At 70.4% G+C, this 22,697-nt stretch carries 16 protein-coding genes; 11 read left to right on the plus strand and 5 right to left on the minus strand.

Annotation, left to right across the window (positions count from 1 at the left end):
- Nucleotides 1-460: 460 nt before the first annotated feature.
- Together ACZ67M_RS22650 and ACZ67M_RS22655 are read left to right on the plus strand one after the other, a co-directional pair.
- Entirely contained in the window at nucleotides 461-1,036 is a 576-nt protein-coding gene (locus ACZ67M_RS22650) for a SigE family RNA polymerase sigma factor (protein WP_161332525.1), read from the plus strand.
- Nucleotides 1,033-2,316: a hypothetical protein gene (locus tag ACZ67M_RS22655; protein ID WP_469852452.1), complete on the plus strand. Its 1,284-nt coding sequence runs from the start codon at nucleotides 1,033-1,035 to the stop codon at nucleotides 2,314-2,316. The genes ACZ67M_RS22650 and ACZ67M_RS22655 overlap by 4 nt, the downstream gene beginning before the upstream one ends.
- A gap of 11 nt (nucleotides 2,317-2,327) precedes the next feature.
- Here the strand turns inward: ACZ67M_RS22655 and ACZ67M_RS22660 are convergent, their stop codons facing one another.
- Nucleotides 2,328-3,173 carry an SURF1 family protein gene (locus ACZ67M_RS22660; RefSeq protein WP_469852454.1) on the minus strand — a complete coding sequence of 282 codons (846 nt, stop codon included), beginning with the start codon at nucleotides 3,171-3,173 and terminating at the stop codon, nucleotides 2,328-2,330.
- A gap of 143 nt (nucleotides 3,174-3,316) precedes the next feature.
- Here ACZ67M_RS22660 and ACZ67M_RS22665 point away from each other — a divergent pair, with 143 nt between their 5' ends.
- Nucleotides 3,317-5,176 carry a S9 family peptidase gene (locus tag ACZ67M_RS22665; RefSeq protein ID WP_469852456.1) on the plus strand — a complete coding sequence of 620 codons (1,860 nt, stop codon included), beginning with the start codon at nucleotides 3,317-3,319 and terminating at the stop codon, nucleotides 5,174-5,176.
- Between the two features lie 150 nt (nucleotides 5,177-5,326).
- On the opposite strand, the gene ACZ67M_RS22670 is transcribed toward ACZ67M_RS22665, so the two are convergent.
- Nucleotides 5,327-7,249 carry an NAD-binding protein gene (locus ACZ67M_RS22670; RefSeq protein ID WP_467320665.1) on the minus strand — a complete coding sequence of 641 codons (1,923 nt, stop codon included), beginning with the start codon at nucleotides 7,247-7,249 and terminating at the stop codon, nucleotides 5,327-5,329.
- A 233-nt stretch (nucleotides 7,250-7,482) separates the two neighbouring features.
- On the opposite strand from ACZ67M_RS22670, the gene ACZ67M_RS22675 reads away from it, so the two are divergent.
- Nucleotides 7,483-7,992, plus strand: a complete 510-nt coding sequence (locus tag ACZ67M_RS22675) for a hypothetical protein (protein ID WP_361361728.1) — start codon at nucleotides 7,483-7,485, stop codon at nucleotides 7,990-7,992.
- Nucleotides 7,993-8,069: 77 nt separating this feature from the next.
- The gene (locus ACZ67M_RS22680) at nucleotides 8,070-9,623 is read left to right on the plus strand and encodes a flotillin family protein (RefSeq protein ID WP_469852458.1); all 1,554 of its coding nucleotides are present in this window, start codon (nucleotides 8,070-8,072) and stop codon (nucleotides 9,621-9,623) included.
- Between the two features lie 46 nt (nucleotides 9,624-9,669).
- Here the strand turns inward: ACZ67M_RS22680 and ACZ67M_RS22685 are convergent, their stop codons facing one another.
- The gene (locus tag ACZ67M_RS22685) at nucleotides 9,670-9,978 is read right to left on the minus strand and encodes a zinc-ribbon domain-containing protein (protein WP_234959411.1); all 309 of its coding nucleotides are present in this window, start codon (nucleotides 9,976-9,978) and stop codon (nucleotides 9,670-9,672) included.
- Nucleotides 9,979-10,268: 290 nt separating this feature from the next.
- On the opposite strand from ACZ67M_RS22685, the gene ACZ67M_RS22690 reads away from it, so the two are divergent.
- The 6 genes from ACZ67M_RS22690 to ACZ67M_RS22715 all read left to right on the plus strand — a co-directional run bounded on the left by ACZ67M_RS22690 (nucleotide 10,269) and on the right by ACZ67M_RS22715 (nucleotide 18,340).
- A complete protein-coding gene (locus ACZ67M_RS22690; protein WP_385800151.1) occupies nucleotides 10,269-10,550 on the plus strand; it encodes a DUF3040 domain-containing protein in 282 nt (93 codons plus the stop codon).
- Nucleotides 10,551-10,700: 150 nt separating this feature from the next.
- A complete protein-coding gene (locus ACZ67M_RS22695; RefSeq protein ID WP_469852461.1) occupies nucleotides 10,701-11,921 on the plus strand; it encodes a cation:proton antiporter in 1,221 nt (406 codons plus the stop codon).
- Nucleotides 11,922-12,011: 90 nt separating this feature from the next.
- The gene (locus ACZ67M_RS22700; protein ID WP_469852463.1) at nucleotides 12,012-12,599 is read left to right on the plus strand and encodes a class IV adenylate cyclase; all 588 of its coding nucleotides are present in this window, start codon (nucleotides 12,012-12,014) and stop codon (nucleotides 12,597-12,599) included.
- Between the two features lie 518 nt (nucleotides 12,600-13,117).
- Nucleotides 13,118-13,510 carry a hypothetical protein gene (locus tag ACZ67M_RS22705; RefSeq protein ID WP_469852465.1) on the plus strand — a complete coding sequence of 131 codons (393 nt, stop codon included), beginning with the start codon at nucleotides 13,118-13,120 and terminating at the stop codon, nucleotides 13,508-13,510.
- 599 nt (nucleotides 13,511-14,109) lie between these two features.
- A complete protein-coding gene (locus ACZ67M_RS22710) occupies nucleotides 14,110-14,445 on the plus strand; it encodes a hypothetical protein (protein WP_336543412.1) in 336 nt (111 codons plus the stop codon).
- Between the two features lie 94 nt (nucleotides 14,446-14,539).
- Nucleotides 14,540-18,340 carry a CHAT domain-containing protein gene (locus tag ACZ67M_RS22715; RefSeq protein ID WP_469852467.1) on the plus strand — a complete coding sequence of 1,267 codons (3,801 nt, stop codon included), beginning with the start codon at nucleotides 14,540-14,542 and terminating at the stop codon, nucleotides 18,338-18,340.
- Nucleotides 18,341-18,490: 150 nt separating this feature from the next.
- On the opposite strand, the gene ACZ67M_RS22720 is transcribed toward ACZ67M_RS22715, so the two are convergent.
- Nucleotides 18,491-21,163, minus strand: coding sequence for a hypothetical protein (locus ACZ67M_RS22720; RefSeq protein ID WP_469852469.1), 2,673 nt, complete (start codon nucleotides 21,161-21,163; stop codon nucleotides 18,491-18,493).
- Nucleotides 21,156-22,667, minus strand: coding sequence for a hypothetical protein (locus tag ACZ67M_RS22725; RefSeq protein ID WP_469852471.1), 1,512 nt, complete (start codon nucleotides 22,665-22,667; stop codon nucleotides 21,156-21,158). The genes ACZ67M_RS22720 and ACZ67M_RS22725 overlap by 8 nt, the downstream gene beginning before the upstream one ends.
- Between the last annotated feature and the right edge of the window lie 30 nt (nucleotides 22,668-22,697).

A 22,697-nucleotide genomic window follows, 5' to 3' on the forward strand; every position in this document is an offset into this window, starting at 1 on the left:
CCTGGCCACCGTGGGTTTCCTTTGTAGGATCTGTGGACGAGATGTGATCCGGAAGTTGGTCCGGACTACTTGTACCCGGCACCTGTGCCGTCAGAGGATTTCCTCCCCGCCCTCCGCAACCGTGCGGAAGGCGGGGAGCGTCTTTGCGGTCACCCATTCGGGGCGCGGAGACGCGTGGGTCGGCGTGGGGACGCCGAGGGCGGGCGTGGGGACGCTCGTTCACATGGGACATAGGGGATGAGCGGACGATGAGGGCGTATGACGCACCGTCAGCCGGGCGGCTGCCCGGCAGACAGGACCGACACGGGAACGTGACGCCCGGCACGTACAACCCTCACGGGGGTCGGCGTGTCCAACAGGCGTGGCAGAGGTACTCGAATTCACCGCATCGACGCGTGGCCCCGCTGTGCGGGCCCCCGGCCGGTCAGTCCGTCCCCGTGTGGCCGGTCCGGCCGGTGGCATGCCGGTGATCGCGCCGATGCCAGCAGCGCGGCCGGCCCGCATATCGAACCAGCGCGACGGCGCCGACGACACGGTGGCGGCGGGTACCACCGTCGACCACCTCACCGAGACGTACCGGGCTCACTACCGGTCGCTGCTCGGCCTCGCGGCGCTGCTCCTCGACGACACCGCCTCCTGTGAGGACGTCGTCCAGGAGGCCTTCATCCGCGTGCACTCCGCGCGCAAACGCGTCCGCGACCCGGAGAAGACCCTGGCGTATCTGCGCCAGACCGTCGTCAACCTCTCGCGTTCGGCGCTGCGCCGCCGCATCCTGGGCCTCAAGCTGCTCTCCAAGCCGATGCCGGACATGGCGAGCGCGGAGGAGGGCGCCTACGACCAGTTGGAGCGCGACTCCCTGATCAAGGCGATGAAAGGGCTCCAGCGCCGCCAGCGCGAGGTCCTGGTCCTGCGCTACTTCGCCGACATGACCGAGGCACAGGTCGCCGAGACGCTCGGCATATCCCTCGGCTCGGTGAAGGCGTACGGTTCGCGCGGCATCGCGGCGCTCAGGGTGGCCATGGAGGCACCGGCATGAGTGACGGCAACGGGCACGCTCCGCGGGAAGAGGGCGCGCCGCAGGAAGGGTCCGTTCCCCGGGAGGGGCTCGCGCCTGACGGACCCGCCGCGCCGGACGGGCCTGTCGCGCCCGACGGAGCGGCCGCGCCCGACGGACCCGCCGCGGCGAACCCGGCGGAGGCCACCGCCGGGCAGGATCAGCAGAAGCACAAGCACGACGCTGGGAACGGAACTGTGAACCACGGCCCCGCCGACCAGGGCCCCGACCCGCGAGGGCAGGACGGGCCCGACGCCGACGAGGCGGCGCTGCGCCGGATGCTGCGGCAGGCCGTCCAGGACGTCGAGCCGAGCGACGGCACCCTGGAGCACCTGCGCCGCGCGGTCCCCGCGCGGCGGGCCCGCAAGCGCCAGGCCGCCGTCGGAGTGGCCGCCGCCGCCCTCTTCCTGGGCACCGCGGTCCCCGCCCTTGTGCACGTCTCCAACTCCACCGGCCCGGGCGCCGACCCGTCCGTCGCGGGCCACGCCTCGCAGGCCCAGGGCGGCGCCTCCCAGGGCAAGGACCCGGCCGGCGGCCAGAGTGGTGTCGCCGGTTCCGAGGGCCCCGGTGAGGACAAGGACAGCACCGGCCCCAAGGAGACGCCCGACGGCAAGGAGAGCGGCGCGGCCACGGGCACCGCGCCCGGGACCGAACCCTCGCCCAGCGTCGCCGCCGACGTTCCCGCGTGTGCGCCGAAGCAGCTCGGACCGGCCGTCGCCAGCATCGCCGAGCCCGACTCCGCGGGCGTGGTCTACGGCTCGTTCCGGGTCACCAACGTCTCCTCGGACGGCTGCACCGTCACGGGCCCCGGCAACGTGTCCACCGCCTCGCAGGGGGCGGCGGACGCCTCCAGGATCGGCACGGCACGGCATGTGGCGGGCGACGCCGCGGCCGGACTGCCCGACCCGTCCCTGGAGACCGCGGCGGTGACCCTGGCGCCGGCCTCCGGGTACGAGGTGCAGTTCGCCTGGGTGCCCTCGGAGACCTGTCCCACCACCGGCGGCACCACCGGGGGCAGCACCGGCGGACCCTCGCCGGACCCCTCGCCCACCGGGGACACGACCGCCGCGGGCGGCACCTCCACGAGCGGCGCCGAGGCCGGCCCCACGACCCAGCTGCTCAGCGAGGACGGACCGGCGGACGGAAGCGTGTCGGTGACCTACACCCCCGAGGGCGGATCCGGTTCGGCCACCGCCACGGTGTCCAACGCGTGCGTGGGCACCGTGTACTGGACGGGCGTGCTGGCGGGCACGGAGTCGTAGGGGGCGCCTGCTCAGGCGTTGGACGGGCTGGGCCGCGCCGCCCGCTCGCTCTCTTCCCCGGCGTCCTCGGCCTCCGCGGCGTCGGCGTCCCGCGCCTCCTCCACCGTCAGCCCCAGCTGCGCGTCCCGGGCGAGTTCGACCTCGCGGCGCAGCAGCCGGAACCACATGAAGATCACGAAGCCCACGAAGGCGAACCACTCGGCGGTGTAGCCGAGGTTCTGGAACGCCTTCAGGTCGAGGCCGCTGTTCTGCGGCGCGCTGACGGGCACGGCCCGCATCCCGGAGTCGCCGCTGTTCAGCGTGACCCACGCGTCGTAGACGTCGTACGGGACGAGGTTCAGCAGCGTTGCCGCGCTGATCGAGCCGGTCTGCCCGGCGGGCCATCCGGAGCGTCCGCTGACGCCGTTGCCGCCCGGTGACTCCGGGGCCTGGAGCGCTCCCGTGACGGTGACCTCGCCGGCGGGCGGGGCCGGGACCTTGGCCTGGTCGGGTGCGCCCGGCAGCCAGCCGCGTACGACCGGCAGCGCGCGGCCGTCGTCGGTGCGCAGCAGCGTGAGGACGTAGTAGCCCTCCCGGTCGTCCAGCTTCCGCTCGGGGACGAGCAGCTGGTCGTCGTACCGGCCGGTGACGGTGGTCTGCTTGCCGACCGTGGACTTGTCCAGCGGCAGCAGCTCGTCCAGCGGGCGGGGCGCGTCCCGGCGGGCCTCCTCGTGCTGGGTGGCCGCGGTCTCGTGGTCCTGTACGCGGTCCTCGAAGCGGCCCAGCTGCCAGGAACCCATGAAGATGCAGAAGGGGATGGCCAGGACGACGAAGACGTTGATCCCCCACCATCGGGGCGTCAGCAGAAACCGGTACACGCCCTCCACGGTACGGGGCGGGCCGGTGCGCCCCTGCTTCGGGGCTGTGGAAAACGCGCGGGCCGGCGGGTGGGCGGACGAGGTTGTCCACAGGCTGGGGATCCCGTCTGCGCGTTGTCGGCAGGTCGGGGCAGTATGGGGCCATGACTGAGAGCAACGGGTCCGTTCGGTCGGACAAGTCGTCGGACGAGGCAGACGAGCGGCAGACGCAGGGCGAGCGGATGCCCGAGTGGGAGAAGCGGTTCCGGGCGCCCAGGGTGTCCCTGCCCGACTGGGCCGAGGACGCCCCGGACCGCTCCCTGTTCGTGTCGAACGCGACGGGGACGTACGAGCTGTACGCCTGGGACCGCTCCTCCGGCGACCAGCGCCAGGTCACCGACCGGCCCAACGGCACGACGGACGGCGTGCTCTCGCCCGACGGCGACTGGATCTGGTGGTTCGACGACAAGGACGGCGACGAGTTCGGCGTCTGGCGCCGCCAGCCCTTCGCCGGCGGGGCGGACGAGGCGGCCGTGCCGGGCCTCGACCCGTCCTACCCGGCGGGCCTCGCCCTCGGCCGCGACGGGCGTACGGCGGTGGTCGGCCGCTCCACCGACGAGGAGGGGACGACCATCCACCTCGCGCGCGGGGACGGCGCCGCCCCGGCGGAGATCTACCGGCACCGCGAGTCCGCGGGCGTCGGCGACCTCTCGCACGACGGCACGCTGATCGCGATCGAGCACACCGAGCACGGCGACGCGATGCACTCGGCGCTGCGCGTGCTGCGCCCCGACGGCACGACGGTCGCCGAGCTGGACGACACGGAGGGCGGCGAGAAGGAGCTGGGCCTGGAGGTCCTGGGCTTCGCGCCGGTCGACGGCGACACCCGCCTGCTCATCGGGCACCAGCGCCGGGGCCGCTGGGAGCCGCTGGTGTGGGACGTGGCGACGGGGGAGCAGACCGACCTCGCCCTGGAGCTGCCGGGCGACGTCAGCGCCGAGTGGTTCCCGGACGGCAGCGCCCTGCTGATCGTGCACGGCTTCGAGGCCCGCAGCGAGCTGTTCCGCTACGACTTCGCCAAGCGCGAGCCGGCCGAGATCGAGACGCCCGCGGGCACCGTCTCCGGGGCGACGGCCCGCCCGGACGGCACCGTGGAGTACCTGTGGTCCTCGGCCGCCGAGCCCTCGTCCGTCCGCTCCACCACCGGCCGTGTCGTCCTGGACCCGCCCGGCATGAAGTCGCCGCGCTCGGTCCCGGTGGAGGACGTGTGGGTGGAGGGCCCCGGCGGCCGCATCCACGCCCTGGTCCAGAAGCCCGCCGGCGCGACCGGCCCGCTCCCGACGGTCTTCGACATCCACGGCGGCCCGACCTGGCACGACAGCGACTCCTTCGCCGCCGGCCCGGCCGCCTGGGTGGACCACGGATACGCGGTGGTCCGCGTCAACTACCGGGGCTCCACCGGGTACGGACGCGCCTGGACCGACGCCCTCAAGCACCGGGTGGGGCTCATCGAGCTGGAGGACATCGCGGCGGTGCGCGAGTGGGCGGTCACCTCCGGCCTCGCCGACCCCGGCCGCCTCATCCTCACCGGCGGCTCCTGGGGCGGGTACCTCACGCTGCTCGGCGTCGGCACCCAGCCCGACGCGTGGGCCCTGGGCATCGCCGCCGTCCCGGTCGCCGACTACGTCACCGCGTACCACGACGAGATGGAGGGCCTGAAGGCCCTCGACCGCACGCTGCTGGGCGGCACCCCCGAGGAGGTCCCCGAGCGCTTCGAGGCGTCCTCCCCGCTGACCTACGTCGACGACGTCAAGGCCCCGGTCTACATCTCGGCCGGGGTCAACGACCCACGCTGCCCGATCCGCCAGGTCGAGAACTACGTCAAGCGCCTGGAGTCCCGCGGCGCCCTCCACGAGATCTACCGCTACGACGCGGGACACGGCTCCCTGGTGGTCGACGAACGCATCAAGCAGGTCCGCCTGGAACTGGACTTCGCGGAGAGGTACCTGCCGAAGGGCGCCTAGAGTTCCGACGCTTTTCGACCTGACCCTCTCTCCCAACCGAGTCGGGTGGTGGGTGGGCAGAGGCCGGGGTCCAGGGGGCGGGAGCCCCCTGGACGGGACTGGAGGGGGCCGAACCCTGCACTCCGCCCACCCTCACGCCGCCCCCCCCCGCTACCCGGCGAACCGCTCCCGCGTACGCCGACCCAGCAGCTCCGCCAGCCCCCGCCGCGTGGCCGCCAGCACCACCCGGTCCTCACCCCGGAGGACATACGTGTCGGGCAGATCCCACACCAACCGGGACGCCCGGGGCACCTCGCCCTCCTCATCCGTCTCACCCTCGCCGGCGGCGGACCCGTCCGCCACCTCCAGCGCCAGCACCCGCCACGCCCCCGCCCGGAAAGCCTCGCCGACCGTCCGCCCCTCCAGCTGCGGATGCCCCGACACCTCCACCCGGGCGAACAGCAGCACCCGCCGCTCCACGGGAATCGCGCCCAGAATCTGCCGCCCCATCATCGCCCCGGCGAAGGACGGCGCCGCCAGATGCGTCACGCTGCGGCTGCGGGTGAGGGCACCGGGGTGGGCGGCACGCAGGGTCCGGTACGCGGCGGTCGCGAAGTCGTCGTCGTACAGCCGCAGCACCACCCGCAGTCCCGACCGCACGGACCGCCCGTAGAGCACCGCCTCCAGGTTGGTGGTGTCCACACTGGTCAGCGCGAGCAGCGAGTGCGCGCGCTGGATCTTCGCGGCCTCCAGTACGCCCTCCTGCGTCACGTCCCCCAGCACCACCGGCACCCGCAGCCGCCGGGCGGTCGCCAGCCCCCGTGCCTCGGGGTCGGCCTCGACGCAGACCACCGGGATGTCCATCTCCCGCAGCCGCGTCAGCACCCGCGTGCCGATCTTGCCGAGACCCAGCAGCACGACGTGCCCGCCGATCCCGCGCGGGGGCTTGCGCAGCGCGGTAGCGGTACGGAAGGTCCCCAGGGCCTCCAGTACGGCCGCCAGCAGCACCGGAAGCAGCAGCAACCCGACGAATCCGGACAGGAGTTGAAGGATCTGACGGCCGATGTCCGCGTTGTGGGCGGGTTCGTTGATGGAGAACAGGTCGAGCAGCGTCACGTACGTCGCGTGCACCGGATGGTCGTCCGTGACCACCATCAGCGCCACGGCGAGCGCGACCACGCACGCCGCCAGACCGGCCAGCGACCACCGCAGCCGCCGCGAGAACAGCTCGGCGAACGGCGGCACGCTCGCGCGTCCGGCGGGCAGCGACGGTCCGGAGTACGACACCTGCTCCAGCGCCACGGTCCCGCGCCCGGTCGCGGCCTGGACCGCCGCCGCGTCGGGCAGCAGCTGCGGACCCTCGCCGCTGTCCTCCGAACCGTCCGCCCCGGCCGGATCGTTGCTCGTCGCGGAGAGCAGCGCGAGGGTGCACAGTCCGGGGTCGGCGACCTGGCCGGGCAGCGGCGGGTTCCGTTCCACCGCGCGCAGCAGCAGGCCGTCCGTCTCCACGATCTTGCTGGTGCCGACCAGCGCGGTGGCCGCCAGCGCGGGCGCGGCCGTGTCGGCGTCGGACAGCACGGTCGTGGAGGACTCGGCGCTGCCCGACCCGTTGGCGCCCCCGCCACCGGTCGCCAGTGCGGCGCTCTGGTCGAGGAGATCCTCGATGTGCTGGCCCAGACGCCGGTTGTACAGGCGCAGCACCAGCCGCAGCCGTGGGTTGAGCCGACGGGCGGTCAGGGCCGCGCGGATGTTGGTCTCGTCGTCGTCGTACACCAGCGCCAGCGCGCCGGCCCGCTCCACGCCCGCGTCGGCGAGCACGTCCTCGGTCGGCTCGGTGGCCTCCAGTTCACGGCCCGCGCCGTCGCGGCCCGCCCCCTCGCGGCCCGCGCCGCCCTGGTCGCCGTTGCCGCTCCGGTTGACGGCCGCGTTGACCATGTCCAGCAGCGCCGCCGAGGCCGCCCGGGCCCGTCCGACCACCGGCTGCCGCACCCGGCGCCCGGAGGGCGGGACGACGAGGGTGACCTGCTCGCGGTAGACGCCGCGCAGTTCGGCGGCGAGGCGATGTGCGAGCCCGTCGTCACCGCACACCACCATGTGCGCGTACGCGTCGCCCTGCGGAACCTGATTCGGAACGCTCCCCGTATGAGTTCCCATTTGAAGAAGGACAGTACAGGCGGCGGGCGCGGTTCCAGGAGGGCCCGAAGAGGCCGAGGGCGGCATCAAGAACGCGTAAAGATTGCCGGAACACGGCAATGACGTGCCCTGGCGCCCGGTGTGAGGATTCTTCTCACCGGAGCTCAGCGACGGGTGGGAGGGGGACGGCACACATGGCCTGGTTTCTCGGAATCGGCATCACGGGGGTTGTGCTGCTCGCCCTGTCGCTGGTCTTCGACGGACTGCTGGAAGGCGCGCTCGACGGAGCGCTGGACGGCGTCCTGGAGGGGTGGCTGTCGCTGCCGGTCGTCGCGGGATTCGTGGCGATGACCGGCTTCGGCGGCGCCATCGCCCTCGGCACCGGCTGGACCGGACCGGCGGGGGCCGCCGCGGGCGGCGCGGTCGTCGGAGTGGGCGCCGCCTGGCTGACGTACCGCTTCAGCCGTGCGCTGATGCGCGACCAGACCGCCGTCACACCCAGCACGAACGACCTGCTCGGCACGTCCGGCAAGGTCGTGACCGCCATCCCGGCGGAGGGCTACGGCGAGGTGCTGCTGCGGCTCGCGGGCCAGCCTTTGAAGTGCGCGGCGCGCAGCGCGGTTCCGGTGGCGCGGGGCGCCGAGGTGTGGGTCGAGGCGGTGCCGACGGGGACGTCGGTCGTGGTCCGCCCGGTGGACCGCTGACCACCTCCATCTCCGTTCCGTCTCTTCCGATTTCTGTCTTCTCTGTCTCTATCTCTGTGTGATTCGGGGGCGTTGTCATGAGTCCTGTCGTCATCGCGGTGCTGGGAGTCGTCGTACTCCTGGTGCTGCTCGCACTCGTCGTGGTCAGCCGCTACAAGGTGGCCGGTCCGAGCGAGGCGTTCATCGTCACCGGCCGCCGCGGCAAGAAGTCCACCGACCCGGAGACGGGCCGGGTGTTCACCGACAACAGCGGCCAGAAGGTCGTGGTCGGCGGCGGCGTGTTCGTCGTGCCGTTCGTGCAGCAGCGGTTCACGCTCGACCTCTCCTCCCGGCACATCCCGGTCGCCGTGCGCGGCGCGGTGACGCTGCGCGGGGTGAAGGCCCACCTGGAGGGCGTCGCGATCGTCAAGGTCGGCGGCACCGAGGACGCGATCCGCGCCGCCGCGCAGCGGTTCCTGATGCAGCAGGTCGGCATCGTCGGCTTCACGCAGGAGGTGCTGTCCGGCGCGCTGCGGGCGATCGTCGGCCGGATGTCGGTCGAGGACGTCATCCGGGACCGGGCCGCGTTCGCCGGCCAGGTCGCCGAGGAGGCGGAGGCGAGCCTGTCCGGGCAGGGCCTGGTCCTGGACGCCTTCCAGATCCAGGACATCACCACCGAGGGCTCCTACCTGGAGGATCTGGGCCGTCCCGAGGCGGCCCGCGCCAGGCAGGAGGCCGACATCGCCGAGGCCGTGGCCCGGCGGGCGGCGGAGCAGGCGCGACTGAAGGCCGAGGAGGAGATCGCGGTCGCGCAGCGCACGCTCTACCTGAAGCAGGCCGAGATCAAGGCCGAGACCGACCAGGCGTCCGCCCGCGCCAACGCCGCCGGACCGCTCGCCGAGGCGGCCCGGCAGCAGGACATCCTCGCCGAGCAGGAGAAGGTCGCCGAGCGGCAGGCCGCGCTGAAGGACCGCCAGCTCGACACCGAGGTGCGCAAGCCGGCCGACGCCCAGCGGTACGCCGCCGAGCAGGAGGCGGAGGCCCGCCGGGTGGCGCGGGTGAAGCAGGCCGAGGCCGAGCGTTCCGCCGGGATCGCCGCCGCCCAGGCGGAGGCCGAGCGGGCCCGGCTCACCGGTGAGGGCGAGAAGCAGCGCCGCGGGGCGCTGGCCGAGGCGGAGGCCATCGAGGGCCTCAAGCAGGGCGAGGCCGAGCGCTCCCGGCGTGCGGCGATCGCCGAGGCGGTCCGGCTGGAGGGCGACGCGGAGGCCGCCGCGATCGGCGCGAAGGGCGCGGCCGAGGCCGAGGCGATGGAGAAGAAGGCCGACGCCTTCGACCGGTACGGCGACGCCGCCGTGCTCCAGATGCTGGTCGAGGTGCTGCCGCAGGTGGTGGCGAAGGCGTCCGAGCCGCTGTCGGCGGTGGACAAGATGACGGTGATCTCGACGGACGGCGCGAGCCGCCTGTCCCGCACGGTCGCCGACAACGTCGCACAGGGCATGGAACTCCTCGGCTCCACCACCGGCGTCGACCTGGCGTCCCTGCTGAAGGGCATCACCGCGAAGGGCTCCACCGACGCGTCCGGCCCGGCCGCACCGGAGGCGGCCCCGGGCCGCGCCGACTCCCGCAACGGCAAGGTGGAGATCACGGGCTGACCGCGCGGGCGGGGACCGGCCGCCGGCCGTCCCCCGAAGGCGCAGGTCAGGGCTGCTGGTACGGCTGCTGCGGCGCGGCGCCGTACGGCTGCCCGCCCTGCCCGCCGCCGGGGCCGCCCATGCCCCCCTGAGCCTGGAGCTGCTCCGCCTGCTCCTTCGACACCTGCTGCTCGGCACCGCAGAAGGTGCACTGGGTCGCGTACTTCGTCGAGAACGGGAACAGCGGCACGAAGAACAGCGTGAACTTGTTGACGCGCTTCCTGAGCGTGTGCGCGGAGGGGTTCCCGCACCGCCCGCACACCAGCGTCAGTATCGCGAGCTGGTAGAGGTATCCCTTGGTACCGAAGATGATCACGATGCGGTCCTTCCCGGTCGGCCCCCGCGAGCACGCGGGACACGCAGATCTTCTCCCAGACTACGGAGGTCACCCGCCGTCCGCGGCTTCCCGGCGCACCAGGTCCCCCGGGCCGGCACGGGAGCACGTCGCGTGAACCTTGATGGACACGACAAGATCTGCACGTTTCCCTACACATCCGACGTCGCTGGATTTGGGTACCAATCCCGATGGTGCCCGGCATCCGCCGCGGGCGAGGCTGGGGTCAACTCCCCGGCCCCGGGCCCGAACCGACGCCGAAGGGGGGCAACGTGCCCGTGCCCGACGACCACCAGCTCAGCGAGATCGCGTCCCGTCTGCACCGCGAGGACCCCCACTTCGCGCGGGCCCTCGCCGACGGCCGCCCGCGCCGCCCCCGCGAGTACCGGTCCCGGCGGGCCTGGCTCCTGCTCGCCGCCGCACTGTGCGCGCTGGCCGCCGGCCTGGTGCTGGCCCACGGACTGCTCATCGCCGCCGGCCTGGTCTTCGCCGGCGTCGCCGGTGAGCTGCTCGACCCGCACCGGTACGAGCGCGACAGCGTGCCCGACGCCTGACACGTCCGGCTCCGCCTCGCTCTGCTTCCTTCCGGCGGGACCCGGGCGACCCACTCGGACCCCGGGGCACGTCGTGTCCCGGCGCGCCCTCGGCCGAGAAGGCGCACAGACGCCGCCACCGATCCCCATCCGACCGGAGGACAGACGCCCGTGCATCACACGACCGCCATGCTGATCGAACTGGGAGCGATCATCCTCGCTCTGGGGCTCCTGGGCCGCCTCGCGGGCCGGGTGGGCTTCTCACCCATCCCCCTCTACCTGCTGGCCGGACTCGCCTTCGGACACGGAGGCATCCTGCCCCTCCAGGCCAGCGAGGAGTTCGTCGCCACGGGCGCGGAGATCGGCGTCATCCTGCTGCTCCTCCTGCTCGGCCTGGAGTACAGCGCCTCCGAACTGGTCACCAACCTCAAGACCCAATATCCCTCCGGCGCCGTGGACTTCGTCCTCAACGCCGTCCCCGGCGCCGTAGCCGCGCTGATCCTTGGCTGGGGCCCGGTGGCCGCCGTGGCGCTCGCCGGCGTCACCTGGATCTCCTCGTCCGGCGTCATCGCCAAGGTCCTCGGCGACCTGGGCAGGCTCGGCAACCGCGAGACCCCCGTCGTGCTCGGCGTCCTGGTCATCGAGGACCTCGCGATGGCCGTCTACCTGCCGATCCTCACGGCCCTGCTCGCGGGCGTCGGCCTGGCCGGCGGCGCCGTCACCCTGCTGATCTCCCTGGGCACCGTCGGCGCGGTCCTCTACCTGGCGCTCCGGCACGGCAGGCTGATCAGCCGCGCGGTCTCCTCGGACAGCGCGGAGATGATGCTGCTGGTGGTCCTCGGCCTGACCCTGCTCGTGGCGGGCCTCGCCCAGGAGCTCCAGGTCTCGGCGGCAGTCGGCGCCTTCCTCGTGGGCATCGCCCTGTCCGGCGAGGTCGCCGAGGGCGCGAGCAGCCTCCTGACCCCCTTGCGCGACCTGTTCGCGGCCGTGTTCTTCGTCTTCTTCGGCCTGTCCACCGCCCCGTCCGACATCCCGCCCGTCCTGCTCCCCGCCCTGCTCCTGGCCACCGTCACCACGCTCACGAAGGTCGCCACCGGCTGGTACGCGGCACGCAGGGCCGGCATCCGCGGCGGCGCCCGCTGGCGAGCGGGCGGCACGCTGGTCGCCCGCGGCGAGTTCTCGATCGTCATCGCGGGCCTCGCGACCGCAACGGAGCCCCGCCTGGGCCCGCTTGCGACGGCGTACGTCCTCATCCTGGTCGTGCTGGGCCCCCTGACGGCCCGCTTCACGGAACCGCTGGCCCGGCGGGTCGTCGCCTCGGGGACCGGGGACAAGTGCTCCGAGTCGGCGGCCGAGCCGAAGCCCCCGGAGTCGGCACCAGTCAACGTGTGAGCCGCACCGTCGGCCGACCGGAAAAATGGGTCGCGGGACGGAATCGCGTCCCACGATGGTGTCTCGTGCAGCCCGCCCGAGAGAAGGACCGTGAAGCACGAGTACGAGGCGAAGTTCCTGGCCGTCGACACCCCCGCCCTCCAGGCCAGGCTGACCGCCCTCGGAGCCGTTCAAGCCTTCCCCCGCACGCTCCTCACCCGCAGGATCTTCGGGGCCGACTCCTTCGAGCGCGGGACCTGGATCCGTCTCCGGGCAGAGGGCACCCGCTCCACGCTCACGCTCAAGCAGGTCACCGACGGTACGACGATCGACGGCACCAGGGAGATCGAGACTGAGGTGTCCGACCTGGACGCCACGGCCGACATCCTGCGCCGCGCCGGCCTGACCGAGGTGCGCTACCAGGAGAACTACCGCGAGGAATGGCGCCTGGGCGAGGTCGTCTTCGACTTCGACACCTGGCCGGGGCTCCCCACCTTCCAGGAGATCGAGGGCCCCGACGAGACATCGGTCCGGCAGGCCGCCGCGCTCCTCGATCTCGACTACTCCGAGGCCCGCTTCGGCAGCGTCGACGCGATCTACAAGAGCGAGGCCGACCGGGACATCCTCACCGGGCCGACCCTCTTGTTCTCCGACGTCGAGAAGCGGGAGGACACTGCCTCGGCGGCGCCGCGCGTCTGATCAAGCAGGCGCCCCCCGGAAACCACTCAAGGGCCCGACCCGCTAAGCGGATCAGGCCCCTGACCTGGAACTTCCCTGTCGGGGTGGCGGGATTTGAACCCACGACCTCTTCGTCCCGAATTAGGTCCGATCGTGTTGCCCACCAGCTGCGAAGGATGTATGCCCAGGTCAGGCTGTTGGTGGCCGTTGGTCTCGGGTGGTGTCGCGAGGGCTCTGGGAGAAGATCTTCTCCCAGATTTCTCCCAAGCGGTGGGGTGACAGCGTGACAGTTGCTTCAGGATGTCGCGTTACGAAGGCGAATTTGCAAGCTGCGGTACGCCGTCAGCGGCAGCACGGCGCATGGCGTACCACCGTCTTTGCGTTGCTCGCGCAGAGGATCGGTTGAACCGTCCTTTCAAGTACCTCGACGTCTCTCTGCTCTGGCTGAGGGAGTTGGCCGAACCCGTGGGTGTACCTGCACGTTTGGAGCAAGAATGGCGGCCTGGTAGATCAACAAGGCGCAGGGGGCGAAGTTCTGTATGACGAGCCAGGTGGAAGTAGGCGGCCTGAGGATCGCCAAGGCGCTGTCGTACGTGTGTGGGAATCGGGACGAACTCGCCGCGCTGCTTGACGAGGACGACGCCGCCTTGCGTGCTGTCGAAGCCGCAGTCGGCAGGCCGCCCGCAGACGTCTCGCTCACTACCCTTCTGGACGCCTTGCATGCAGCAGTTCGATGCGCAGGCGATCCATCGGGGGTGTATGGGGGAATGGGCCGCAGCGTGATGTCGGCCGGCGTTGCTGGTTTGGACGTCGTGTATCGGTGTCCCTTGCAGCTGTGTATCGGTCGATCCGATCAGGAAGTGGACGGCGACGTGCCACGCTGCCGGTTCGCCCCCGGCGCGACGGCGCTGATCCGGGAGAGGCTCCCGTAGTGGGAGGGCTGCTCAGTGAACTCAGCAAGAAGCTCGCCGAGCGGTGGCTGACTCTCCTTGTACTCCCAGGCGCGCTCTATTTGGCGGTCGCCGCAGCCGGACACACTCTCGGGCAGAGCGCTGCGCTGGACGTGGGGCGGCTTACTCACGCGATCTCGGACGCTGCCCAGGCTCCCGTGGCGACTGCGGTAGGCGGCCAGGTCGTGCTGCTTGCTGCCATCTTGGCCGGTGCGGCCGCCGCCGGTCTTGCTGCCCAGTCCCTCGGCTCCGTTGTCGAGCGTGTGACTCTGGCTGCCGGCTGGGGTGCATGGCCGTGGTTGTTCGGTGAGTTGGCTGAGCGGTACGTGGCACGCCGGCAGCGTTGCTGGGACGCGGCACGGGCGGAGTACGAAGCTCTACGGCTTCTGGAACGCGCTCCGCGACCGGCTGACCGTCCCAGGCCCCGGGAGCGTCACCGCGCTGCCCACAGGTATGAACGTATCTCCGTGGAGCGGCCTGAACGGCCGACTTGGAGTGGTGACCGGATCCACGCCACGGCGGTTCGGCTGGACCGAGACGCACATGTCGATCTCCTCATCCTCTGGCCACATCTTTGGCTAGTGCTGCCGGAAGAGATACGTGGCGAGATCGGCAGGGCCCGCGCCGCGTTGGCGCGAGCTGCCGTCCTCGGTGGATGGGCCCTGCTCTATCTGCCTCTGGCCTGGTGGTGGTGGCCTGCAGCGCCGCTCGCCGCCACGATGGTGGTCGTCTCGGCACGTCGCCTCCGTGCTGCGTCGGACACCTACGCCACGTTGCTGGAGGCATCTGTGCGCCTTCACCTGGCGGACCTGGCCGACAAGCTGCGCATCGAGGAACAGCCGATGGGTCCTCTGCTCGGTGGCGCGGTCATGCGACGGCTGAGCAGCCCGGCGCCTGTGACGGAACCGACTTCGTGAGCTCCGTGGAATTCAGAGACCCGCCTCGGCAGTCCTGGGCGGTGCGGAAATCAGATCTACCGGAGACGGAGATCGGGAAGTGACAGGACGGTTTATGCAGGGGCGTGAGCAGGATTTCGCAAGGAAAAGCGAAGTGGAGAAGCGCATTGCCGTAGTGGAGTTACGGCTGGACCGGCTCGCCCGCGAACAAGATCCTCGGGTGGTGCTGGAGCCGGAAGCACTGGTCGAAGCCCGTCAGCTTGCCTCGATACTCCACGATGACGAGTCCGACCTGGAAGGTTACTACCTCCTCGGTTGGTTGCATGTCTCCAGGTACAAGGCACTTCCCGAAGGGGCTGGGCAGCGGGACAGAGAGGAAGCCGTCGCGAAGTTTACGCCCTGCTTCGTGTTCGGCGCAGATGAGGAGGATCTGCCGGACGAACTCCTTCCAGATGTGGCCCAGCGCGCGCTCGGCTTCGTCTGGAGGATCCAGCAAGGGATGAGTGCTTCGCCGAGCCCGGCTTTGCGCGCAAGATTGACCGATCTCCTGCGCCGTATCGCGGCCGCTATCCCTCGTGGAAAAAGCGAGTACGCGGAAACGCTGTCCAATCTTTCCGTCATCCTGAGTTCCCACTTCGACGCGGGTGGTGAACTGGCGGATCTGGACGCGGCGATCGACGCGGCCCTGGGCGCAGTGGAAAGCACGGCAACAGGGCATCCGAAACGGCCGGGCATGCTGTCCAACTTGTCAGGTGTGCTGATGACGCGCTTCACTCATACAGGTGCCGCGGCGGACCTGGACGGTGCGATCGAGACCGGCCGATTGGCAGTCCAAGCTTCTGTGGGCTCCGCTGTCGGCAGGGCTGGCGGGCTCAACAACTTGGGTACCGCGCTGAAGACCAGGTTCACCGAGAGCGGCATCCTGTCGGACTTGGACGCGGCGATCGAAGCCTTCCAGGAAGCCTCAGCCCTCTGTACCGAATACCACGAAAAGGCGGGAGTTCTTCACAATCTGGGGACCGCCTGGCACGGCCGATATGAAAGCACCGGCGCGCCGGCGGATCTGGACAACGCGATCGAGTGCTGCCAGGCCGCAGTGGAGGCGGCTCCCGAGGAACATCCTGCGCGCTCCATGTTCCTGTCTGGGCTCGGCACCGTCACGCTGACTCGATTCCAACGCAGCGGTGAAACAGCGTATTTGGGCCGATCTGTTATTGCGTTCCGGGAAGCTCTGGAGATGCTCCCGCCGGGGCACAGGGCTCGTGGGCTTCGTCTCTCCGGCCTGGGGCAGGCTCTCCTGGCGCGATACCGCATCGGCGGCGACAGATCCGACCTCGATACGGCGATCGACATGAACCGCGCTGCCTCCCGGGAAATTACCCCGCATCAGACCGAGTTCAACGCGGTTCTCAATAACCTGGCCATCTCCCTCGGGCAGCGATTCGAATGCACTGGTGACATGGACGACCTGGACGAGGCGATCAGTGCCAGTCGTGCTTCCGCTCAGGCCACCGCGGACGGTCACGTCGACCGGCCGACCCGTCTGTCCAACGTCGGTCTGATGCTGTGGACTCGGTTCAAGCGCACCGGGGCGTTGTCGGACCTGAACGCCGCGATCGAGTTCGCGCACGGAGCCGTGAAGACGGCACCCCGTGAACACTCCGCCTTGGCGGCGATGCTGTCCAATCTCGGCACAGTGTTGTTGCAACGTTACGAGCGGAACGGGGACCCTCAAGACCTCGACGAGGTGGTCCGAAGAAACCGCGAGGTCCTCGGCATTACGGATGCAAGTAGTCCTGACCGCCCTCGCTTTCTCGCGAATCTGTGCACCGTCCTGCACACCCGTTACCAGCGCACTGGAGGCTTTGAGGACCTGGACGGCGCGGTCGCAGCGGGACATGACGCGACCGCCACCGTTCCGTCCCACCACCCTGAGCGCCCCAGGTACTTGTCCTTGCTGGGAGGTGTGCTGACCGTCAGGTTCGAGAGGACCGGGGCCATAGCGGATCTGGATGACGCGGTGGTTGCGTGCCAGGCCGCGCTCGACATCTCGTCCGCGGAACATCCGGAGCGGGCTGACTACCTGTTCCAGCTTGGGGCGGCGCTGCATCGTCGGTATCATCAGACTCACTCGCGACGCGACTTTGACCGAGCACTGGCCGCCCACACGGAAGGCGCGCGAGCCGACGGGGCCAGGCCCTCAATTCGGATTCGGGCGGCTCAGGCAGCGGCCTCAATGACCGGACGGCTGGATCCTGATCTCGCAGCCGATCTCTTGGCCAGTGCCGTACACCTGCTGCCCGAAGTGGCAGACCGCCGACTGAGCCGTGGTGACCAGCAGCACGCCATGGGCAAGTGGTCCGGGCTGGCCGGAGATGCGGCGGCACTGGCTCTTGCTTCTCACGAAGGCACACCCGCCGATCGGGCAGCGCGAGCACTGCAGTTGATCGAGGTGGGCCGCGGCGTCCTCCACAGCCAGGCGCTGGACATGCGGAGCGACCTCGCAGAGCTTCGCGAGCGCCATCCCGACCTGGCCCATCGCTTCGAGGTGCTTCGGGACGAGCTGGACCGGCCGATGGAATTGGCTTCCCTCACGGAGCTCGACGGACAAGTCAGCGCCGCCGTACGTGCGGTCGATGCCGAGGAGCAACGACGCAGCCTTGCCGACCAACTTCAGGCCACGCTGGGCAACATCCGAGCGCAGGAAGGATTCGCCAGCTTCGCTCGTCCCTCCGCCGTCAGTGAGCTCCTGGCACAAGCCGCCTCCGGCCCAGTGGTGAGCTTCACCGTCAGCCACTACCGCAGCGACGCACTGCTGTTGACGTCCGATGGAATCGAGTCCCTGAACCTGCCCGACCTTACGTACGACCTCGTCATCGACCAGATACAGACTTTCCATAGGGCACTGGAAACCGTTGCGGATCCGCGCATGTCGCCTCTCACGCGAAAGGAGGCGCAAGCGACGCTTCACGCTGTCTTGGAGTGGCTGTGGGACGCGGCGGCCGAACCGGTCTTGCGCAGCCTTGGTTTCACGGGTGAGCCCTCTCCCGGAGAGTCGTGGCCTCGCGTCTGGTGGGCGCCTGGCGGGCTCCTCTCGCTGCTACCTCTGCACGCTGCCGGCCATCACTCCGATTTGCTCCGGGCAGACTTGAGAGACGGGGAACCGCCGACAGTCATGGACCGTGTCGTCTCCTCGTACACCACCACTATCCGTGCACTGCACCACGCGCGCCGTCGTCGCACCTCCGCGCCGTCCGTGAGCCGGTCACTGATCGTGGCCATGCCCACAACTCCGGGTGTTCAAGGCCGCCTGGACCACGTCTCGGAAGAAGCCGCACTGCTGTGCGGCCTGCTGCCCGGGCCGACGCTCCTCATGGCGCCGGGTGCAGAAGCTGACGGCATGACCGTCCCCGGGTCGGAGACACGACCGACCAAGGCTCGGGTCCTGAAGGCCCTCTCCGATTCCGGGATCGTTCATTTCGCGTGCCACGGTGCCCACGACCCCGACGACCCGTCCCAGAGCCTGTTGCTTCTGCACGACCACGAACGTGATCCGCTTACGGTGGCGAGCCTTGCAGGAATGAAGATGGACTCGGCCCAACTGGCCTACCTGTCAGCGTGCCGAACAGCGTTCATGGAATCCGTGAAGCTGATCGACGAGGCCATCCATCTCACATCAGCCTTTCAGCTCGCGGGTTTTCCCCACGTCATCGGCACACTCTGGGAGATAAACGACGAGGTGGCCTCGCATATGGCAGCTGACTTCTATGCTGAGCTCGGCGGAGTCACCGACCAGCATGCCGGCCTCGACACGGATGCGGCGGCCCGTGCTCTGCACCACACTGTGCGCAAGGTCCGTGATCGCTATCCCAAGTCCCCCTACCTCTGGGCGGCCCACTTGCACGCCGGGATCTGAACGCGGGCGGTGTCGCAGCTGAGACGCGGCATCGACATGCATACTGCTGTCGGTGCCGCTTGCACCTTGGTCTCGACTGATCGTGAGTGCGCGGTGATCGGGTGTCCGTGACGCGGATCTTCCGCGATGGACATGTAGAAACTCCCCAGGCTATGGCTCACATTGCGGTGGTCGGGGTCCGACCAGGCCGAGCTCCGACAGGACTTGGTGGGCCAGTTCGAAGGGCTGGTTGCGGGGGCCGTGGGGTACGGAGGCGGCGGATTCGAAGCCGCGTTGTGCGGCGAGGGCTCTGGGGCCTACCAGCCCGGTGAGCCGGTAATGCCGCCAGAGGGGAATCGGCCGACGGGCGTCGACCACGATGAGGTCGGGCCGACGCCAGACGACCAGCGCCCAGGCTCCCCCGCCGGAGTCCGAGCCAGAGTCGGCCCAGGCCCCGACCAGGGGCGCATCCTCGGCGGCGCCGACTGCTTCGAGTGCCACCAGCGCGGGGTTGCTGAAGCGGCCGGTGACATGGAGGAGGAGTCGTCCGTGGCGGTGTACGTCACGCCCCTTCTCGGCGAGGGACCATACGGCGTCGGCGAGGGGATCGTTCTGGACGACGTCCGACGCGACATCGAGCACGGCGGCCGGGTCGACGGCCGGGCCGAAAGCTGTGTCGAGCAGCGTCGTGTACTCCGTGACGTACGCGGAATCCACTGCGGGAAGCAGGCGGTCGACTGTCTGGGAGGCTTCGTTGAAGGCGATGGTCTCAGGCGTGATCTCGTAGCGCGGGGCGTGGCTGCGGAGCACGGCGAGGGCGACTGCGGCGAGGCTGCCGACCTGGGGCTCGATCCGCTCGGGGAGGTCGTTTCGGTTCAGTGCGCGGACGGCCTGGGAGAGCAGTGGCACCCAGTCGGTGTGCGCCGGCGGCCAGGCGCCTGCCGCGACGGTCCACAGGGTCAGCCGGACGACGAGCATGCGCTCCGGAGGGCCCAGGTGGGGAGCGAGGGCGACGAGGCGCTCCACCCAGCGCCGGTATCTACGGCGAACTTCCTGGTCCGCCTGCCGGAGGTCGGGAAGGGTGGAGGTGCTGCTCGCTTCGGCACCGGCTGCCTCGGGGTCGTGCTCTGCCGCCACGGCCTCCGCGGTGTCATCGTCGAGGGCGGCTTCGATGTCGTCGGTGAACCGCTCGTCCCAGGAGACGGGCAGCAGGTCCTGAAAGGGCGTGCTGATGTCGGTGGGCAGGGGGAGCCCCAGCGCGAAGCGCGTGAGCGGATGTCCGACGCGTCCGGCGCATTCGTCCAGATAGCGCTCCCAGCCGTCCTCGTCGCCGTCCAGCGGGGCCGTCGTGACCGCACCGCCAGTGCTACTGCTCGCGGATACGCCCGCTGGGGTAGGGGTCAGTCCCGTACGGAGGGTTTCCAGGTCGCCCAGGAATCGTTCGGCGAGCCGGGGATCCGCGAACAGGTCGGGAGGCCGTGTCGTGGGGGCCTGGGACTGGGTCGGGGTCATTCGGCGCAGGGCGCGGTCAGGGTCGACGACGAACACGATGTTGCCGAAGCTCGGTACGCCGTCGCTGTCGACTACGACCAGGCGCACACGGCTGCCCGCATCGGCCGGAGCCGTCACCGTCAGCGTGGCCTGTCCGGGCGGGACATCGGCGATGCGCTCCCATGCCTCCGGCGGTGCTGTGGCCTGGGACAACTCCAGGTGAGCGGTGTCGGAGAGAGGCCGGGCAACGCTGATCTCCAGGCCGTCCGGTACGCGTAGGGCACCAAGCAGCAGTGGCCCACCGCCGGCGATGGGGCGGGGAAGGGGCGGGACCGTGTGCAGCCGGGCGGCGGGCTCGTCGCTGCCGTCCGGGAGGAGGGTGGCGGTGATTGGGGCGATGATGCCGAGTTCGCAGTTGCCGCCGTCACCTTGGGAAAGCAGCAGGGCCGCGGCCGAGAGGTTCGGGCTGCCGGTCAGGGCCCAACGCTGCCCCTCGGAGATCCACTCGACGAGTTTCCCATGGCGGTACCGCTGGTCGTTGTCGCTGATGACGCGTCCGTCGTACTCCTTCACCAGGGCGGCGACCGACGGACCGTCGAGATCGCTGAGTCCGGGCTGGTAGGCGAGGGTGAACCGGCTCGGGCGGAAGCGTTCGAGCAGCCGCCGCAGTGCCATCGAGCGCCGGTCGTAGAAGGGCGCGAACACGGCCAGTTCGTCGACGGGCCCCTGTGGGAGCTGATCGATGATCGGCGAACGCAGACTGCTGACGACGCGGACCTGTGGCGCCGTGGGTGTCCTGTCGCGGTGGAGCCGGTCCAGCAGTACTGCGACCCGACCCAGCGCCTGTGGCACTCCGGCGGAGAACCTCACCTTTTCCGGGAGGTCGCGCAGCCATGCCGACAGCTCCGGAACTGCCGTGGGACTCTGCTCGCCGTCCACCCGCAGAACCGTCCACAATTCGGCGTTGGCCTGCCAGCCGGCCAGCGTGGTGTTACCGGAGCCGAGGGCAATGGTGGCGTGCTCCGGTCCGGCGAGGACCATCAGCTTGGGATGGAACGCGGCACCCTGGGCGTACGCCAGACCGGCGAGGTAGCTGCGGCCGGCCCGCCGGACGGAGCGGGGATCGTTCCGGGTCATTGAGACGTCTCCCGCCACCGTGACGCGTGCGCCGGTGGACTGGGTGACGCCGAGGGCTACCTCCTCGAAGAAGCCGAGATCGGCGGTGAAGCTGAGGAAGAGCGCTTCTTCCAGGCTCCGCCCGCCCGTGCGCTCCTCGTCGAGGATGAGGGTCAACGGAGAGGCGAACGCGGTTGGTGGCTCCACCACTCCCGGTGCCGGTGCGGTCTCAGTCAACGAGAGCCCTCCCGCTACTGGTCACCGACCAGTGTTGGTCGTGGTAGTCCAGTACGCCGCAGGTGGCCAGGACGGTCCCGAGCTGGTCCAGCCGTAGCCCGACGTCACCGCGCCCCTCCTGGCTCGTCCGGTACAACAGCCCACCCCGTTCGTGCAGCCGGGTCGGTAACCACAGCGTGCCGTCAGCACGTCGGCGGGCCTTGGCCAGCGCGATCCGCTGCGACCGCGCCACCAGGTCGTAGGTGAGTCGGCGGGCGACGTCGCGCAGTTTCATGGGCCGCGCCTCGTCAAGGCGCCGCTGGACCCATTCCGGGCCGAGCTCGACACCGCGCTGTCCGAGGAACGCGTCCCGGACCCGACCGGTGAGTTCGTCCACCCGACGGGCACTGGCGGCGAGCACCCGCAGTTCGGAAAGGGGCAAGGAATCGCCCGCCCACCGCAGGTCGTGCTCAGCGGGCAACGGCGCTCCGGTCGTGCTCTGTGTCGCGGGAAGGGAGGACAGGAACGCGTCCACCGTCATGTCGGGAAGCTCCGCGGCGAAGCGGTCGGCCACTTCCTCGATCGGCACCAGCCCGTCGACCTGCTCCACGAGCCAGGACCACAGGCGGCGCCACGCTCCGACGGAGTAGTTCCGCAGCACCACTCCGCGCCAGGCACCGGCCGCGTCGATGCCGTTGGTCACGGGATCGGTGGTCAGGAAGTCGCCGAAGGCGAGCACGTGGCCAATGTCGCGGGTGAAATATCGGACGGGATGTGTGGCGACCACACGAGTCAGAAGCTGAATCGTCTGTCGCCGTGTTGCCGAGCGGGAGCCTGCTTCGGCCGGTGCACCGGGCTCGCACATGAGGTTCGCCAGCCACGCCCCGTCAGGATGCTCACCGCCCACGCACACGCACAGCCGGTCCCCGAACGGGGCGAGATCATCCACGTTCAGCGTGTCCTCGGCGGCCAGTTCGAGCAACCCGCCCAGTCCGGCTCGTAGTGCCGCGGTCTCCAACCGCGGTCCGGGAACCGGCATGGGCCCCGCACCGAGGATGCCGAGCGCTACCTCGGATCCGGCGTACGGTGTCCAGAACCCCCACGAGTTGCCCACGTACCCGTCCTTGCCCGGGACCTCGGCCTCGGACATGGTGACCGTCCCGGAGTGCAGCCGCCGGGCAAGAGCATCGACCCCATGAGCACGCGGCAGCCACTCCAGAGCCTGTGGATGATGCGCGAACGACACGGCGCCCAACGCCACTTCCGCGCGGCGCAGCAGAGTCTGGGCAGCCGGGACCGTCAGGTCTTCCGCATCGGCTTGCGCCGCGACCAGCCCGTGCAGAGCGTAGTAACGCGCGTGCGGGGTCAACGTGGTCACCCCTGGCACCAGGTGATCGACCATGCGCCCCACATGCCGCTCCACCGAGAGCGGATAACGGCCCGCGGCGACGTCCAGTCCAGGGCGGCTCCAGCTGGGTCCGTCCACGAGCTCCGGTGTCTGCCCCTTCTCGCCGACGGCGGACATGCGCTCAACCATCGGACCGAGAGCGGCTGA

Source organism: Streptomyces sp. NPDC107500 (assembly GCF_055582785.1).

Bases quoted from the DNA above. Each gene is read 5' to 3' on its own strand.
- ACZ67M_RS22650 (WP_161332525.1), top strand. From the start codon at position 461: ATGCCGGTGATCGCGCCGATGCCAGCAGCGCGGCCGGCCCGCATATCG.
- ACZ67M_RS22655 (WP_469852452.1), top strand. From the start codon at position 1,033: ATGAGTGACGGCAACGGGCACGCTCCGCGGGAAGAGGGCGCGCCGCAG.
- ACZ67M_RS22665 (WP_469852456.1), top strand. From the start codon at position 3,317: ATGACTGAGAGCAACGGGTCCGTTCGGTCGGACAAGTCGTCGGACGAG.
- ACZ67M_RS22670 (WP_467320665.1), bottom strand. From the start codon at position 7,249: ATGGTGGTGTGCGGTGACGACGGGCTCGCACATCGCCTCGCCGCCGAA.
- ACZ67M_RS22675 (WP_361361728.1), top strand. From the start codon at position 7,483: ATGGCCTGGTTTCTCGGAATCGGCATCACGGGGGTTGTGCTGCTCGCC.
- ACZ67M_RS22680 (WP_469852458.1), top strand. From the start codon at position 8,070: ATGAGTCCTGTCGTCATCGCGGTGCTGGGAGTCGTCGTACTCCTGGTG.
- ACZ67M_RS22705 (WP_469852465.1), top strand. From the start codon at position 13,118: ATGACGAGCCAGGTGGAAGTAGGCGGCCTGAGGATCGCCAAGGCGCTG.
- ACZ67M_RS22715 (WP_469852467.1), top strand. From the start codon at position 14,540: ATGCAGGGGCGTGAGCAGGATTTCGCAAGGAAAAGCGAAGTGGAGAAG.
- ACZ67M_RS22725 (WP_469852471.1), bottom strand. From the start codon at position 22,667: ATGTCCGCCGTCGGCGAGAAGGGGCAGACACCGGAGCTCGTGGACGGA.